Origin of the sequence: Pseudomonas sp. SL4(2022) (genome assembly GCF_026625725.1) — a bacterium.
In the GTDB taxonomy this organism is placed as follows: Bacteria; Pseudomonadota; Gammaproteobacteria; order Pseudomonadales; family Pseudomonadaceae; genus Aquipseudomonas.
Window position 1 is genome coordinate 1,002,930 of sequence record NZ_CP113060.1, and the last position, 16,112, is coordinate 1,019,041.

The following is a 16,112-nucleotide window of genomic DNA, read 5'->3' on the forward strand; positions in this document are numbered from 1 at the left end:
AAATCTGAATCAGCCAGCCTGCGGGGACAGCAAGTGGCGGATCTGAATCGCGATACCTGCGGTTTGGAACTGCCTGGCCAGTGCCTCTATACGCTGCTCGGCGCGGGTGACCCGGCTATGGTGGCGCAGGTGCTCAAGCCAGGACTCGTCGAAGAAGAATTCAAACCAGCGCTGCGGGTTTTCCGTGTCCTGCACCAGCCCCCAGGAGAACGAGCCATTGCGTTGACGCATGCGCCGCACATCGACCATCGCCACCTGAAATGCCGGCCAGTGCTCAGCGGCGATGTCATATTCGAGCGTGACCATCACCGGCCCGCGATCATGCGCGTGCTCATCAACCAGCATCGGCACGGGCCAGTGCAAAGACGGTGCGAGGTCTTCAGCATCGGTCACCGGCAACTTGAAGCGTGCCATCGCGGGGATGCCGAGCAGCAAGGCCAAGGCGGCCGCACACAGGGCAAGCGGAATCGAGCTATGGCTGGCGACGAAGCCCCAGAGCACTCCGCCGCCCGCCATGCTGCCGAAAAACACCAGAATGTAGATCGACAGCGCACGCGCGCGCACCCAGGCCGGCACCGAGGTTTGCGCCGCCACTTGCAAGCTGGACAGCACGGCGATCCAAGCCGCGCCGCTGAGCAGCATTACCGGGATCAGTGCATACAGATCGCGAACGAACGCCAGCGCGAGGATCACCAACGCGTATACAAAGCTGGCCAGCGCCACGAGCCAATCCAGACGGAGCAGGGGCCGTACGCGCGGCAGCACTAGGGCACCGGCGACCGCGCCAACGCCCACACAGCCGAGCAACAGGCCGAAATCTGCAGCGCTGCCCCGCAACTCGCTTCTGACGATCAGGGGGAGCAGCGACATGCCGCCACTGGCACCAATAAAGAACGCCGCAGCGCGCACCATCACCGCCTGCAGCGGCCTAGAGCTGCGGCTATAGCGCCAGCCAACACGGATCGCGCCAAACAGCCGTTCTGCCGGCAATACCGCCGAAGCGACCTCGCGCCGCCAGAACAACAGCACCGCGATCACCGCAAAGAACGACAACGCATTGAGCGCAAAGGTTGCCCAGGGGCCGCTCAGGCTGACCAGCACACCGGCAATAGCCGGACCAATGGCCCGCGCGACATTGACTCCGACACTGGAGAGGGCGATGGCCGCCGGCAGGTCGGCCTTCTCGACCAACTCGGACGTCACGGCCGACCACGCCGGCATCATCAGCGCGGTGCCTACACCCATACCGAGTGTCAGCAACAACAATAGGCTGACCGTTATCTGCTCGCTCAGCGTGAGTAAGGCCAACGTCATCGCCACGGTAGCCGTCCACACCTGAACCCATAAGAGGTAGCGGCGACGGTCGACAATATCGGCCAAGGCCCCTGCCGGTAAGGCAAGGAAAAACATCGGCGCGGAACCGGCGACCTGAACCAGCGCAACATGCATCGGACTGGCAGACAGCGAAGTCATCAGCCAGCCTGCACCCACCTCGTGCATCCAGGTTCCGATGTTCGAGGCGATGCTGGCCAGCCACAGCCAACGAAACGTCGTGTATTTCAGCGGACTCCAGGCTGAAGCACTCGGTGCGCTGTTCATATCAGAAGGCAAAGCAGGAACAACCAAACGCGCCCCAGAACCCCTGGAAGTCGCTGATTGGCACTCTAGACAGGCGTGCCCGCTCATGGCTGTGTGCATGCACGGCACAGGCCCCTACGCACTGATGCACCTGGGCAACCAATGGTGCGGACGGCCGCCAATGCCCCGGAACGTTGACCACTGGAGACCAGTCAGGCATCACCGGCAGCGTTGGCGGCGAGAGCGTGCCGAATTCCTCGGCGCCATACACCACCTTGCCATTGACGATGGTCAGAACCGACTCGATCCATTTGATTGCCTCGTCTTCGACGCTGAAGAAATCCGCCGACAGCGCCGTTAGATCAGCCAGCTGTCCCACCTTGATCTGCCCTTTCTTACCTTGCTCGGAGGAGAACCAGGCGCTGCCGTGGGTAAATAGTTGCAATGCGGTTTCACGGGGCAGGCCCTGCGGGTACAGCTCAAGACCGCCTACGGTGCGTCCGCTAACCAACCAGTACAACGAGGTCCAGGGGTTGTAACTGGACACGCGGGTGGCGTCGGTACCCGCACCAACAGGAACCCCCTCGGCGAGCATGCGCTGGATAGGCGGGGTCTGCTCGGCCGCCTGTTTCCCGTAGCGATCAACGAAATACTCACCCTGGAATGCCATCCGATCCTGGATCGCGATGCCGCCGCCCAGCGCACGAACCCGCTCAATGTTTTTCGGCGTGATGGTTTCGGCGTGATCAAAGAACCACGGCAGGCCATCGAAGGGGATGTCGCGATTGACCTTCTCGAACACATCGAGCATGCGCGAGATGGATTCGTCATAGGTCGCGTGCAGGCGAAATGGCCAGCGATGCTCGACTAGGTGGCGCACCACAGGCTCCAAATCGCCCTCCATGCTTGCAGCTAACTCAGGACGCGGCTCGACGAAGTCCTCGAAGTCGGCGGCAGAGAACACCAGCATCTCGCCCGCACCGTTATGGCGGAGGAAGTCGTCACCCTGGTGCAGCTTGACCGAGCCGGTCCAGTTCTTGAAGTCAGCCAGCTCTTCTTTGGGCCGCTGGGTAAAGAGGTTGTAGGCGATGCGCACAGTGAGTTGATCGGCCTTGGCCAACTCTTCGATCACCGCATAGTCATCCGGATAGTTCTGGAAGCCGCCACCAGCGTCGATGGCGCTGGTCACGCCAAGACGGTTGAGCTCACGCATGAACTGCCGGGTAGAGTTGACCTGGTATTCCAGCGGCAGCTTTGGCCCCTTGGCCAGCGTCGAATAGAGGATCATCGCGTTTGGCTTGGCCACCAGCATGCCCGTGGGCTCACCCTTGGCGTCGCGCTGGATTTCGCCACCCGGCGGGTTGGGTGTATTACGGTCATAGCCGACCACCCGCAACGCCGCCCGGTTAAGCAGCGCGCGGTCGTATAGGTGGAGCACGAACACCGGCGTGTCCGGAGCGGCCTGGTTAAGCTCATCGAGAGTCGGCAGGCGCTTCTCGGCAAACTGGAATTCATTCCAGCCGCCCACTACCCGTACCCATTGTGGCGCGGGTGTGCGCTCGGCCTGCTGCTTGAGCATGCGCAGTGCATCTGCCAGCGATGGCACGCCTTCCCAACGCAGCTCCAGGTTGTAGTTGAGGCCACCCCTGATCAGGTGCAGGTGGGAGTCGTTTAGCCCGGGCACCACAGTGCGCCGCTGCAGATCAACCACACGGGTTTCACTGCCGCGCAGGGCCATGGCTTCGGCGTCGCTGCCCACAACGATAAAGCGTCCATCCTTGATCGCCACAGCAGTGGCATTGGGGCGGTCACGGTCGACGGTGTGCAGACATCCATTAAAGAGGATCAAATCGGCGCTCATGGTGCTCCCTTTGGGGTTTGAAGGTGAGAGGCCGGCAGCCGCTGCAAACGGCAATGCGGACCAAAGAGCACCCGCCGCGCCAATAACAGAGCTGCTGGCGAGGAACCTGCGGCGGGCGCGGTCTGTTTCATCATTACTCATGCACGTCTCTCCCTTAACGCGGGTTCAGCCAGGTGGCAAAAAACGCTGTTACCCTGGGCATAAACAGATAAACGACCAGTAGAACAATGCTCAAGGTGATCAGCGCGTTGCTGGTGAAATAGCCGCCCAACCAAGGGAGGCGGGCAAATAATGGCTGCCAGAGCGGAGGCACCAACAAGCTCAGCGGCAAGATCACCAGAAAGGTGATGCAGACCTGCTTCCAGCGCGCCGGCCCCGCCACGGGGCTTGGGGTGAACCAGAATTCACGCCCGGCCTCGACCTGCGTTTGATCACCGTCGGCGAGTAAAGGCCTTACCTCGTCGATCAGTGACCTCCGCGCACTGGAGTCCAGCCAGCATTGCAACTCGCCAGTCCCAGCGAAGCGCAGCACACAGACGAACTGCCCGGCATCGCGCATGACATTAACGCCCAGGTGCCCAGGGTAAGTGCTGGCAATCTGAGTGGTCCGGCGCAGCCATTTTTCGTAGGCGGCTTCCTGTCCCACCTTGACCCGGTGGCGCACAATCAGCGTCACGACTTCGAGCTCATCCATAACCTCTCCCTAAAGAAAATTGCAGCCGCGCTGCCAACGGCACAGCTACAGGCGTTCCAAGGCCAGCATGGCTAAATACGACGAGCTGACTGCTGCTGGAAAAACGACCAGCGCTTGCTTAGCCCCATTGTCAGCGGTCGCTGGAAAGGGCGCGAGTTAAGGGTTGTTAATCGTCGTCACGACGCCTGCAGCGGTGTTTTTAACGACTTCAAAAATTCACCTATCCAACTGATTTATATGTGTTATTTATTGTGCAAATTTGAATTTACGGAAAGTCTGAACAACATGTCGGGTAGTAGTGCGCAGCCCAGGCATACCCTCAGCTCAACACCGAGACCGATGTAGGAAAGGGCATGAGTCAACCATCGACCATTACACGCGAACACGTGATCACGCTGGGGCCCTACCGAATCTACCCACACCGGCGCCTGATACTTGAAGCAGAGCAGCCATTGCGCCTGGGCAGCCGTGCGCTGGAGATCCTGTTAATACTGCTGGAGAACGCCGGCACAGTAGTCGGCAAGGATCAACTGATGGCCCGGGTCTGGCCTGACAGCGTGGTTGACGAAATCAACCTGCGCGTGCACGTGGCCGCCTTGCGCAAGGTCCTGGGAGATGGCCAGGCAGGCCAGCGCTACATCATCAACGTGCCGCAGCGCGGCTACAGCCTGGTTGCCCCACTCTCGTGGCAGGTATCTGCTAACGACCTCGCCGACCTGTCGTCGAGCAGGCCACCCAGCAATCTACCGTCTCATCTGAGTCAAATAATCGGCCGCACCGAGGTGGTGCCGGCAGTGGTCACGCTGGTTCGCAAAAAGCGCCTGGTGACGCTCGTGGGGCCGGGCGGAATCGGCAAGACCACAGTCGCCCTGCATGCAGCCGAACTGCTACGGGAGCACTACCCACAGGGCGTTTATCTGCTCGACTTGGCAGCGCTCAGCGAACCTGCGGCGGTGGCGGCGAAATTGGCCGCTACCCTCAAGCTACCCCGCACCGGCGATGAGCCGCTCGACGACCTGGCAAACTTCCTGGCCGCCCAAACAGTACTGCTGGTGCTGGATAACTGCGAACACCTGATCGATGTCATTGCCCGCCTAGCCGAAACCTTGCTGAGAGCCTCACCGCACCTGCACATCCTGGCGACCAGTCGAGAAGCCTTGCGTATCGAGGGCGAATATGTCCGGCGAGTAGAGCCCCTGGAATGCCCCACGCCAGGCGCAGCCGAGAATAAGGCGCAGACGTTGCGCAGCACCGCCCTGCAGTTACTCGTAGCACGGGCCAGGGCCAACCAGGGCGACTTCGAGCTCACCGAAAATGAACTGCCGCTTGCCAGCGAGCTGTGTCGCCGCCTGGACGGCATTCCCCTGGCGATCGAACTGGCCGCGGCACAGATTGGCAACCTCGGCGTGTGCGGCGTGCTGGCGCTACTCACCGCCGATTTCCGCTTACTCCCACCGGGGCGCAGAACCTCACTGCCACGGCAGAAAACCCTGTGCTCAACCCTGGACTGGAGTCACGATCGGCTAGCACCACAGGATCAAACCTGCCTCCGCCGCCTCAGCGTGTTTCGCGGGCACTTTACCCTCGAGTCGGCCATTGCCGTGATCGCGACCAACGACATCGCAGCGGACCAGGTACCCTTGTCTATAGATCAGTTGGTGGCCAAGTCGCTGGTGCAAGTGCAGATCATCGAGGACCGGGCCTATTACCGCCTGCTGGAGATCACCCGCTCTTATGCCCAGGAAAAATTATGCGACCTGGGTGAGCGCGCGATCATTCAGCAACGCCACGCGGAAAACTGTTTTACCTTACTGACCCAGGCCCAGCGCGAGCGAGGAAAAATACCGCGCCAGCTCTGGCTGGATCGTTATGCACATGAGTTGGAAGACATACGCAGCGCTCTCAACTGGAGCTTTTCGGCAGCTGCGGCGTGTGTCCTGGCGGTACGCCTGACCATTGCATCGACGACGTTCTGGCAAGAGCTCTCCCTGCTGAAAGAGCATGAACGCTATATGGACAAGGCCCTGGCAGTCCTGCACGTCTAGGCAGCGCCAGCTGACACTCGAGTTAACACTCAGGCTGGCCCAAGGTAACGCCTAGCACCACACATAAGGCGACCTTCATCGAGTGCCTGGGACAGACCCCGCACTTCAAAAATTTGCCGTCTCGTTCCTGCTTAACCGGCATGAGGTGCCTACACACGCGGGCCGGGGTTTACGCACGCGTTAGCGAGTGCGGCGACTCACCCAACTTGCGTCTGACCATGTGCTGACTCAAGCAGCTGCATGGCGAGTGTCTCCGCCGACTGCACGCGTCAAGTAACTCGGTTCGGCTTGACCCGGCGCATATCGAGGTAACGCGCATACCGCTCGCGGACAACGTGGAATTCATCGCTTTCCTGGAGTTTTCCCAGGGCATAGACACGGGTGCAATTGAACAATCGGTAGTACACCACTTCATCAACCATGTCTGCCAACAGCAATGACTTGGCCACTAACTGAAGAACTGCATCGAAGATATCTGCGCGGCCCAACGTTTTGCAGGCAATCACCCTGATGGCCTGATCCAACGTGACGGCCACCTTAAGCAGCGCGAGCCGTTGCAGCACTAATTGCTCGCTGGGTGTCAACAACACATAGCTCCAGTCCAGCGACGCCCGCAGCGACTCTTGCCGAGCCAAAGCGCTCCGCCGCCCCTGCATTGACAGTAAAAACTCGCTTTGCAACTGTGCATGCAAGCCCTCCAGACCAAAGCCCGCGACGCGCGTGGCCGCTAACTCGATGGCCAGGGGGGAACCATTCAGACGCCGACAGATAGCCACAACCAGAGGCACGTCCTGATCACGCAGACAAAAGCGTTCCTGGTGGGCGACCACACAGCTGACGAACAGTTGTAACGCCGAATAGGTCAAAGCGTCTGCGGCGCTCAGGTGGGCCGACTGCGCGGGAACAGTCAGCGGCATCAGCCGCCGCACGCACTCCCCCTCAGCCAGTAGCGGTTCGCGACTGGTTGCCAGAATCGACAGGCGCGGAGCCACCTTGAGCAAGCGCTCGACCAACGCAGCGCAAGCACCGATCAGGTGCTCGCAATTATCCAATAGCAACAGTATGCGCCGCGGGCGCAGGTAGTCGCCGATACAATCGACGGGCTCTCGCTCGGAGATGCTCAGGTTGAGAACTGCGGCAACCTGAGGCGCAACCAACGCGGGGTCGTCCAACGCCGCGATATCGATAAAGACCACACCGTCTTCGTAGCACCCCACCAGCAATTCTGCTGCACGCAAGGCCACCACCGTCTTACCCATGCCACCAGCGGCGACCAGCGTGATAAGGCGTTGATCCGGAAGTTGCCGAACCAGCACATCCACAACCGCATCGCGGCCTGTTATCTGGGAGAGCCTAACGGGCAGCGTTGGACGAGGATCTTCAACCATAGAGGGAGGGTCGTCAGCTGCAGCGCCGTGCAGCTGGACAGCGGCCACGAAGGTATAGCCACGCAGGGGCACATTGACGATGTAGCGTTTGCCATCCAGCCCATCGCCGAGTGCTCGGCGTAAGGCTGCGATATGCACGCGCAGGTTGATCTCTTCGACCACGGTGGCAGGCCATACATGAGCAATAATGGCCTCTTTGCTCACCACCTCTCCGGCGTTAAGCAGCAATATACGCAATATCTCCAACGCCTTGCTACCAACACGCAACGGTCGGCCACCGTTCAACACCAGCCGGCGCTGCACGTAAAAGCTGAACGAACCGAAATGCAGTATTTCTTCGGCTTGACTGCTTCTGAGAATGTTCATGCACACACAGCGCTGCGACCACCGGCCCCACCCGGCACCGAGCGCCACTCCTTGTTGAGGGTTCAGGGTTATCGTCCCAGACAACCGCGCGCAGGAAAGACCTAAAAGCGGACCAAAACAGCCAACCAGGTGTCCAATACGGACCCAGAGGGCCTAACCGAACTGCCGTCGATACTGGCTCGGCGTCAGTCCCAGTCTTTCACCAAACAAGTGGCGCATATGCCGAACACTGCCGAAGCCACTCCGGTAGGCCACCGTTTTCAACGGCAGGCCGCTGGTTTCTAGCAGTCCCCTCGCGCAATCGATGCGGGCGCCCTGGACAAACTCCATAGGCGTCATATTTACCTCGCGATTAAATACCCGCGCAAAGTGCCGTGTACTCATGCCGGCCAGGCTGGCCAGGCGCTCTACACTAAACTCTTCGCTCACATGCTCGAGAACATAGTTCTGGACTCTGCTGACGGGCGAGTCTTCCTTTACCACCGATGCAACCAACGGGCTGAACTGCATCTGCCCGCCCTGGCGCCTCATTACCACCAACAGTTCCTTAGCGACGGCCAGCGCTAATCGCTTGCCGTGATCCTCAGCGACAATGGACAGGGCAAGGTCTATGCCGGTAGTCACTCCACCCGATGTCAGTAACTTGCCATCTCTGACGAAAATCTGATCAGTCTCGACTATGGCCTGGGGATAGCGCTTGGCCAGCCGTTCAGTGTAATTCCAATGAGTGGTAACTCGACGGCCGTCTAGCAGGCCTGCCTGCCCGAGAATAAAGGCTCCGGTACAAATAGAAGCGAGGCAACCGACTTCACAAGCCACTCTTCGCAACCAGCATTCGAGCCGAGGATAAACCTCTTTGTAGGCACTCGGCCCTCCGGGCACCAACAATACGTCATAGGGCCCTGATGCCTGGTTAAGATCCACATCAGCGTGCAGCACGACTCCGTTGGAGGCTCGTACTCGCAATTCGTCAGAACCTATTGTGGATATCTGATAGCAATTACTTGGCTCGAGAAAGCGATTAGCAATGGAGAAAACCTCCATGGGGCCGGCCACATCAAGTAATAAAAACTCCGGAAACAATACAACGGCAACAGACTTCATGGGTTCTAACCAGCGGAAAGAGAAATAGTGAATCGCCACGGTTTTTAGAGCCATCCGGACGGTGTCCGGACCACCTCCGCGCCTATCCACGCCCACTGATCGCGCAGGGTCGATAGCGGGCCCAGCACAGCCCGACCGGCTTCCTTACCCGATGTTCGTCGATCGATGCGCAGAGGCAAGGGGTTTAAGCACAACTAACGACGATCCTTCGTGATCAGACGTCGCACCTAAATAGGCCACAGCCAGCCAACTATCGCCGCAAATACGCCGGCCACGCCTGCTGCGGTTTAGCGTTGGTAGCTCAGGAACGCTGCAGCCAGCGGAGGAAACCACCTTTTTTGATCGCCACCGGTTTCTGCACTAACAGCGCAGCGCTGTTCTGCTGGCGGAAGCTCTGCAGCTTGTGCAGGGCGCTGCCGACCTCGCTGCGTTGCTCCAGGCAGGTCTGAATCAGTGGCTTGTCGAGGCGATAGAGCATTCCCGAACTTAGTGCAGTGAAACGCGCCTGCGAAGGTGTGTCGTGGATGATGCCCTGCTCACCCATAATCTCACCTGGGCCCATGCGCCCGGCCTCGATGAAGCGCTCACCGTCAGGCACGGCAGCGGACACCACGCCGGTATCGATCACCAGCAACTGTTCGCTGACCTCCCCCAGTTCCAGCACCACCTGGCCAGCGCTGACGGCCAGCGGCTGCATCTGCTCGGCCAGGAGATCCTTCTCCTCGGCGCTCAGCGAGCGGAAGATCTTCACATCGTCGAGCAGCGCGCGCTGGCGACTGTGCGCCACGTCCTGAGCCTCATTGCCGCGCAGGATGCCGGCGGCTTGCAGGTGGCGGTGGGCCAGGTCAAAAATCAGGTTACGCACCTCAGTCTTGTTGCTCTTGGCACTGACGTAGCCGCTGATCTCGTACTCCACCGTATGCAGATCCGAGGCCTTCACAGTGACTTTGGCCTTGGGTGCCGGCAGCAGCGCGCTGACGCCCTGCAGGGTGCGGTTCAGCGCGTCAAGCACCCGCCGCGGGCGTACCTGCGCCGGTACGCTGAGACTGATGCTGACCTGGTGGATATCGATGGTGCGATTGAGGTTGAGGATCTTGGCCTTGGCCGCCACTGAGTTGGGGATCACCACCGTCCCGCCCTGGCTGGTGCGCAGGTGGGTGGCGCGCCAGTCGATCTCGATCACCTTGCCTTCGGTGCCGTCAATCGACACCCAATCATCCAGACGGTAAGGCTTAGTGGTGTTTAGTACGATGCCGGAGAACACATCACTGAGGGTGCTCTGCAGCGCCAGGCCGACGACAATAGCGACCACCCCGGAGGTGGCCAGCAGCCCCTTGACCGGCAGCTGCATGATGTAGGCGGCGGCCGCGACCAGGGCGGCGAGGAAGATCACCGCGCCCAGCACGTCTTGCAGCAAGCGCCCGGCGTGACCGCTGCGCGGCATCAGCAGCACGCCGAGAACCACAGTCAACGTGCGTGCACAAAGCAGCCACCAGGCGATGCCCAGCACTGAGCCGATCATGTTCAGCGCCGGCTCGGTCCAAGGCGGCGGCTGCAGCGGGCTCATACCGGCGTCGATAATCACCAGGCTATAGGCAAGGAAGAAACCCAGGCGCAACAGTACGCGCCAGATCTTGCCCTCCGCGGGCAACAGGCGCCAGCAGGCGAGGTCAGCGAACAGCAGGCCGACGGCAATCAGCAGCGGGTGTTGGTGAATCAGCGCGAGCATGCCGCACTCCGGGGTAGGTTAGAGCTGGTGGGGGTAAGCATGACTGGATCGACGGCAAAGGTGAACGCTCAGTGCTGCAAATCCTCTTCTAGAGCTGCACAACAGCTGCGTCCTGCTCGAAGACCTGCATCAGACAATGGCGGGATCACGCAATGGCGTTTCGCGCGAGCGACGATGCTGGTGCCCTGCCAAAACCACCACTGCAGGCACGGAGTTCGACCATGAGGGAAACGCTGAAGAAGACTTCCTGATTTTGGCAACATGCGGACACCACCCGCCGAGTTTTCCAATGACGCAGATGACCTTCGCCGACGCCGAGTACGCCGGCAAGCGCAAGCAGATCTGCAATAGTTTAAGAGCTGATAAAAACAAGAAACCCCCGATATACGGGGGCTCCATCGTAAAACTTTACGTTTAAATAGAAGGTATTTCCTAGAACGGAATGTCGTCATCAAAGCTGTCGAAATCCGCGGCAGGCTGAGGTGCTTGTTGCGGTGCCGGGCGGGGCGCTGACTGCTGCTCACGCTGCGGCGCAGGGCGCTGTTGACGCGGGGCCGAGTCACCACCACCGGCGTTGTCCGGACGACCGCCAAGCAGCTGCATGGTGCCCTGCATGTCGACGATGATTTCGGTGGTGTAACGCTTAACGCCGTCTTTTTCCCACTCACGGGTCTGCAACTTGCCTTCGATGTACACCTGCGAACCTTTGCGCAGGTATTCACCGGCGATCTCGGCAACTTTGCCGAACAGCGACACACGGTGCCATTCGGTTTTTTCGACTTTCTGACCGGTCTGCTTGTCGGTCCACTGCTCGCTGGTTGCCAGGCTCAGGTTGGTGACCGCGTTGCCGCTCGGCAGGTAGCGGGTTTCCGGATCCTGTCCGCAGGTACCGACCAGAATGACTTTGTTAACCCCACGGGCCATAACGTTCTCCTAGGCTTTCAGCACGCCACCGGCGCCGGCTCGATGAGGCGCTCAAGGGACGTGCGGTCCAATTGTTGGGTATCCACTTTGATATAGATGGCCGCTTCGTCGCGCACCACTACGGCATCCGCCACTCCGGGCACAGCCTGTAAACGCTCGGCCAACCCCGCCTCTTGCAAAGCCGCAGCTGAAAGCGGCAGACGCAGGCTGGTGACATACGGCGGTTCGCGCATAGTAACAGCAAAGGCCAGCCAAAAAAGAGCCAGCACCGCGCAGCCGGCAAACACTCCCGACAGGCTGTAGTGCTGGTACAGCCAGCCACCCAAGATGCCGCCGAGGGCCGCACCGAGGAACTGGCTGGTGGAATAGACGCCCATTGCCGTGCCCTTGCCACCGGCTGGGGCCACCTTGCTGATCAGCGACGGCAACGAGGCCTCCAACAGGTTGAATGCAGTGAAGAACACCACCGTGCCAAGCACCAGGGCGCGCAGGCTGGTGCCGAACCACCAGAAGAACAGCTCACAGAGCAGGAGCACACTGACCGCGCCAAGCAGCACCTGCTTCATCCGGCGTTTCTTCTCGCCGTAAATGATAAACGGCACCATGCCGAAGAAGCCCACCAACAGCGCGGTCAGGTAGACCCACCAGTGCTCTTCTTTGGCCAGCCCGCCCTGCTCAACCAGTGCCAACGGCAAGGCGATAAAGCTGGCCATCAGAATCGCGTGCAGTACCAGAATGCCGAAATCCAGACGCAGCAGGTCGGCGTGTTTCAAGGTCGGCAATAGCGCCTGCTTGGCCACCCCCGACTCGCGGTGCTGCAACGGTCCGTCTGAACCGGGCACCAGACCAGCGACGATGACAATACCCAGCAGCGCCATGGCCGCTGTGGCGAGAAACAGGCCAGACAAACCGAACGCACGGGTCAGCAGCGGGCCGACGACCATCGCCACGGCAAACGACAGGCCGATGCTCATGCCGATCATGGCCATGGCCTTGGTGCGATGCTGTTCACGAGTCAAATCGGACAGCAGCGCCATCACCGCCGCAGAAATCGCCCCAGCCCCCTGCAGAATGCGCCCGGCAATCACGCCCCAGATCGAATCGGCATTGGCCGCCAGCAGGCTGCCCGCAGCGAAAATCAGCAAGCCGACATAGATCACCGGCCGTCGGCCGATGCGGTCACTGAGCATGCCAAAGGGGATTTGCAGAAACGCCTGGGTCAAACCGTAGGCGCCTATCGCCAGCCCGATCAGCGCCGGCGTGCTGCCCTGCAACTCCATGCCATAGGTGGCCAGCACCGGCAGCACCATAAACATGCCGAGCATGCGGAACGCGAACACCAGCGCCAGGCCACCGGCCGCACGGGTTTCGCTGCCGCTCATGCGCTCGTTGTGCAGATCATGCATGGGAAAGGCCCTGTCGAAATAGGCGGCGATTCTAGCAGCACTCAAACCATGCGGCACAGCAGTGACGCTTTGCCGCGCCCGCCTCCCGAGCCGTATACTCGGTGGTTTTCCGCCCGCCATGGGAGGCCGTTGTTTGTGGACAAGATTCTGATCCGGGGTGCGCGCACCCATAACCTGAAAAACATCGACCTGACCCTGCCACGCGACAAGCTGATCGTGATCACCGGGCTGTCCGGTTCCGGCAAGTCGTCACTGGCCTTCGACACCCTCTACGCCGAGGGTCAGCGCCGCTACGTCGAATCGCTGTCGGCCTACGCTCGACAGTTTCTGTCGATGATGGAAAAGCCCGATGTCGACACCATCGAAGGCCTGTCGCCGGCGATCTCCATCGAGCAGAAGTCCACCTCGCACAACCCGCGTTCCACCGTTGGCACCATCACCGAGATCTACGACTACCTGCGCCTGCTCTACGCCCGCGCCGGCATTCCGCGCTGCCCGGACCACGACCTGCCGCTGGAGGCGCAGACCGTCAGCCAGATGGTCGATCAGGTGCTGGCATTGCCCGAAGGCAGCAAGCTGATGCTGCTGGCCCCGGTGATCCGCGAGCGCAAAGGCGAGCACCTGGCGATCTTCGACGAGCTGCGCGCCCAGGGCTTCGTCCGTGTGCGGGTCAACGGCAAGATTTACGAACTGGACGAACTGCCCAAACTCGACAAGCAGAAGAAGCACAGCATCGATGCCGTGGTCGACCGCTTCAAAGCGCGCGGCGACCTGCAGCAGCGCCTGGCCGAATCCTTCGAAACCGCGCTAAAGCTGGCCGATGGCCTGGCGCTGATTGCCCCCATGGAGGGTGAAGAAGGCGAAGAGATCATCTTCTCCGCGCGCTTTGCCTGCCCGGTGTGTGGCCACTCGATCAGCGAGCTGGAACCCAAACTGTTTTCCTTCAACAACCCCGCCGGCGCCTGCCCGACCTGTGACGGCCTGGGCGTTAAGCAATTTTTCGACACCAAGCGCCTGGTCAACGGCGAGCTGACCCTGGCCGAAGGCGCGATCCGCGGCTGGGACCGGCGCAACGTCTATTACTTCCAGATGCTCGGCTCCCTCGCTGCGCATTACGGCTTCAGCCTGGAAGTGCCGTTCGATGAGCTCAGCGCCGAACACCAGAAGTGCATCCTGTTCGGCAGCGGCACGCAGAACGTCGACTTCAAGTACCTCAACGACCGTGGCGACATCGTCAAGCGCTCACACCCCTTCGAAGGCATCGTGCCGAACCTGGAGCGGCGTTACCGCGAAACCGAATCCACCAGCGTGCGCGAGGAGCTGGCCAAGTTTCTCAGCACCCAGGCCTGCCAGGATTGCCGCGGCACCCGCCTGCGCCGTGAAGCGCGCCACGTGTGGGTCGGCGAGAAAACCCTGCCAGCAGTCAGCGGCCTGCCGATTGGCGATGCCACCGAGTACTTCGGCAGCCTCAGCCTGCCCGGCCGCCGCGGAGAAATCGCCGAGAAGATCCTCAAGGAAATTCGTGAGCGCCTGCAGTTTCTGGTCAACGTCGGCCTGGACTACCTCACCCTCGACCGCAGCGCTGACACCCTGTCCGGCGGCGAAGCGCAACGTATTCGCCTGGCCAGTCAGATCGGCGCTGGCCTGGTCGGCGTGATGTACATCCTCGACGAACCAAGCATCGGCCTGCATCAACGCGACAACGAGCGCCTACTCGGCACCCTGCGCCACCTGCGCGATATCGGCAATACGGTGATCGTGGTCGAGCACGACGAAGATGCCATCCGCATGGCCGACTACGTGGTCGACATCGGCCCCGGTGCCGGCGTGCACGGCGGACAGATCGTCGCCCAGGGCACTGCCGCCGAAGTCATGGCCCATCCGGACTCGCTGACGGGCAAATACCTGTCAGGGCGAGTGAAGATCAAAGTGCCGGCCAAGCGCACGCCACGGGACAAGAAGCTCTCGCTGAAGATCAAAGGCGCGCGCGGCAACAACCTGCGCAATGTCGACCTGGAAATCCCGATCGGCCTGCTCACCTGCGTCACCGGGGTGTCCGGCTCGGGCAAATCAACGCTGATCAACAACACCCTGTTCCCGCTCAGCGCCACCGCACTGAACGGTGCCACAACCCTGGAAGCGGCGGCCCACGACAGCATCGACGGCCTGCAGCACCTGGACAAGGTGGTTGACATCGACCAGAGCCCGATTGGCCGAACACCGCGCTCCAACCCGGCAACCTACACCGGACTGTTCACCCCGATCCGCGAACTGTTCGCCGGCGTGCCGGAGTCGCGCTCGCGCGGTTACGGCCCGGGGCGCTTCAGCTTCAACGTCAAGGGCGGTCGCTGCGAAGCCTGCCAGGGCGACGGCCTGATCAAGGTGGAAATGCACTTTCTGCCAGACATCTACGTGCCGTGCGACGTGTGCAAGAGCAAACGCTACAACCGCGAAACCCTGGAAGTGAAGTACAAGGGCAAGAGCATCACCGAAGTGCTGGATATGACCATCGAGGAAGCGCGGGTGTTCTTCGATGCCGTGCCGGCCCTGGCGCGCAAGCTGCAAACGCTGATGGATGTCGGCCTGTCCTATATCAAGCTAGGGCAGAGCGCGACCACGCTGTCCGGCGGCGAGGCGCAGCGGGTCAAGCTGTCCCGCGAGCTGAGCAAGCGCGACACCGGCAAAACCCTGTATATCCTCGATGAGCCGACTACTGGCCTGCACTTCGCCGATATCCAGCAACTGCTCGACGTGCTGCACCGCCTACGCGATCACGGCAATACGGTGGTGGTGATTGAGCACAACCTCGACGTGATCAAGACCGCTGACTGGCTGGTGGATCTCGGCCCAGAGGGTGGTTCCAAAGGCGGCCAGATCATCGCAGTCGGCACGCCTGAAGAAGTCGCCGAGATGGCGCAGTCGCATACCGGCTACTTCCTCAAACCACTGCTGGAACGTGATCGCGACTAAGCCCGCGCACAACAAAAAGCCCCGCACATGCGGGGCTTTTTGTTGTG

The 16,112-nt window shown here is 60.9% G+C and carries 10 protein-coding genes; 2 read left to right on the plus strand and 8 right to left on the minus strand.

Going from position 1 to position 16,112, the window contains the following annotated elements; all coding sequences use genetic code 11:
• Positions 1–9: 9 nt before the first annotated feature.
• The 3 genes from OU997_RS04685 to OU997_RS04695 form a co-directional block, all read right to left on the minus strand.
• Entirely contained in the window at positions 10–1,599 is a 1,590-nt protein-coding gene (locus tag OU997_RS04685) for an MFS transporter (RefSeq protein ID WP_108487753.1), read from the minus strand.
• A 1-nt stretch (position 1,600) separates the two neighbouring features.
• Positions 1,601–3,439: an amidohydrolase gene (locus OU997_RS04690; protein ID WP_177479943.1), complete on the minus strand. Its 1,839-nt coding sequence runs from the start codon at positions 3,437–3,439 to the stop codon at positions 1,601–1,603.
• Positions 3,440–3,593: 154 nt separating this feature from the next.
• Complete coding sequence (locus OU997_RS04695) at positions 3,594–4,133, minus strand: antibiotic biosynthesis monooxygenase (protein ID WP_267809278.1); 540 nt, start codon at positions 4,131–4,133, stop codon at positions 3,594–3,596.
• A 353-nt stretch (positions 4,134–4,486) separates the two neighbouring features.
• On the opposite strand from OU997_RS04695, the gene OU997_RS04700 reads away from it, so the two are divergent.
• Complete coding sequence (locus OU997_RS04700; RefSeq protein WP_108487749.1) at positions 4,487–6,178, plus strand: ATP-binding protein; 1,692 nt, start codon at positions 4,487–4,489, stop codon at positions 6,176–6,178.
• Positions 6,179–6,447: 269 nt separating this feature from the next.
• On the opposite strand, the gene OU997_RS04705 is transcribed toward OU997_RS04700, so the two are convergent.
• From OU997_RS04705 to OU997_RS04725, 5 genes are all read right to left on the minus strand, one after another.
• On the minus strand, positions 6,448–7,932 hold the full coding sequence (locus OU997_RS04705; RefSeq protein ID WP_267809280.1) for an ATP-binding protein: 1,485 nt from the start codon (positions 7,930–7,932) through the stop codon (positions 6,448–6,450).
• A 153-nt stretch (positions 7,933–8,085) separates the two neighbouring features.
• Complete coding sequence (locus OU997_RS04710) at positions 8,086–9,036, minus strand: GlxA family transcriptional regulator (RefSeq protein WP_267809862.1); 951 nt, start codon at positions 9,034–9,036, stop codon at positions 8,086–8,088.
• A gap of 301 nt (positions 9,037–9,337) precedes the next feature.
• On the minus strand, positions 9,338–10,765 hold the full coding sequence (locus OU997_RS04715) for a mechanosensitive ion channel family protein (protein ID WP_267809281.1): 1,428 nt from the start codon (positions 10,763–10,765) through the stop codon (positions 9,338–9,340).
• A gap of 432 nt (positions 10,766–11,197) precedes the next feature.
• A complete protein-coding gene (locus OU997_RS04720) occupies positions 11,198–11,689 on the minus strand; it encodes a single-stranded DNA-binding protein (protein ID WP_160089354.1) in 492 nt (163 codons plus the stop codon).
• Positions 11,690–11,706: 17 nt separating this feature from the next.
• Positions 11,707–13,095, minus strand: a complete 1,389-nt coding sequence (locus OU997_RS04725) for an MFS transporter (protein ID WP_267809282.1) — start codon at positions 13,093–13,095, stop codon at positions 11,707–11,709.
• 135 nt (positions 13,096–13,230) lie between these two features.
• Here OU997_RS04725 and uvrA point away from each other — a divergent pair, with 135 nt between their 5' ends.
• Entirely contained in the window at positions 13,231–16,065 is a 2,835-nt protein-coding gene (gene uvrA, locus OU997_RS04730) for an excinuclease ABC subunit UvrA (RefSeq protein WP_267809283.1), read from the plus strand.
• Positions 16,066–16,112: the final 47 nt, after the last annotated feature.

What these genes read in the sequence shown, in the direction of transcription:
- OU997_RS04685 (WP_108487753.1), bottom strand. Translation starts at nt 1,599, where the DNA reads ATGAACAGCGCACCGAGTGCTTCAGCCTGGAGTCCGCTGAAATACACG.
- OU997_RS04690 (WP_177479943.1), bottom strand. Translation starts at nt 3,439, where the DNA reads ATGAGCGCCGATTTGATCCTCTTTAATGGATGTCTGCACACCGTCGAC.
- OU997_RS04695 (WP_267809278.1), bottom strand. Translation starts at nt 4,133, where the DNA reads ATGGATGAGCTCGAAGTCGTGACGCTGATTGTGCGCCACCGGGTCAAG.
- OU997_RS04700 (WP_108487749.1), top strand. Translation starts at nt 4,487, where the DNA reads ATGAGTCAACCATCGACCATTACACGCGAACACGTGATCACGCTGGGG.
- OU997_RS04705 (WP_267809280.1), bottom strand. Translation starts at nt 7,932, where the DNA reads ATGAACATTCTCAGAAGCAGTCAAGCCGAAGAAATACTGCATTTCGGT.
- OU997_RS04710 (WP_267809862.1), bottom strand. Translation starts at nt 9,036, where the DNA reads ATGAAGTCTGTTGCCGTTGTATTGTTTCCGGAGTTTTTATTACTTGAT.
- OU997_RS04715 (WP_267809281.1), bottom strand. Translation starts at nt 10,765, where the DNA reads ATGCTCGCGCTGATTCACCAACACCCGCTGCTGATTGCCGTCGGCCTG.
- OU997_RS04720 (WP_160089354.1), bottom strand. Translation starts at nt 11,689, where the DNA reads ATGGCCCGTGGGGTTAACAAAGTCATTCTGGTCGGTACCTGCGGACAG.
- OU997_RS04725 (WP_267809282.1), bottom strand. Translation starts at nt 13,095, where the DNA reads ATGCATGATCTGCACAACGAGCGCATGAGCGGCAGCGAAACCCGTGCG.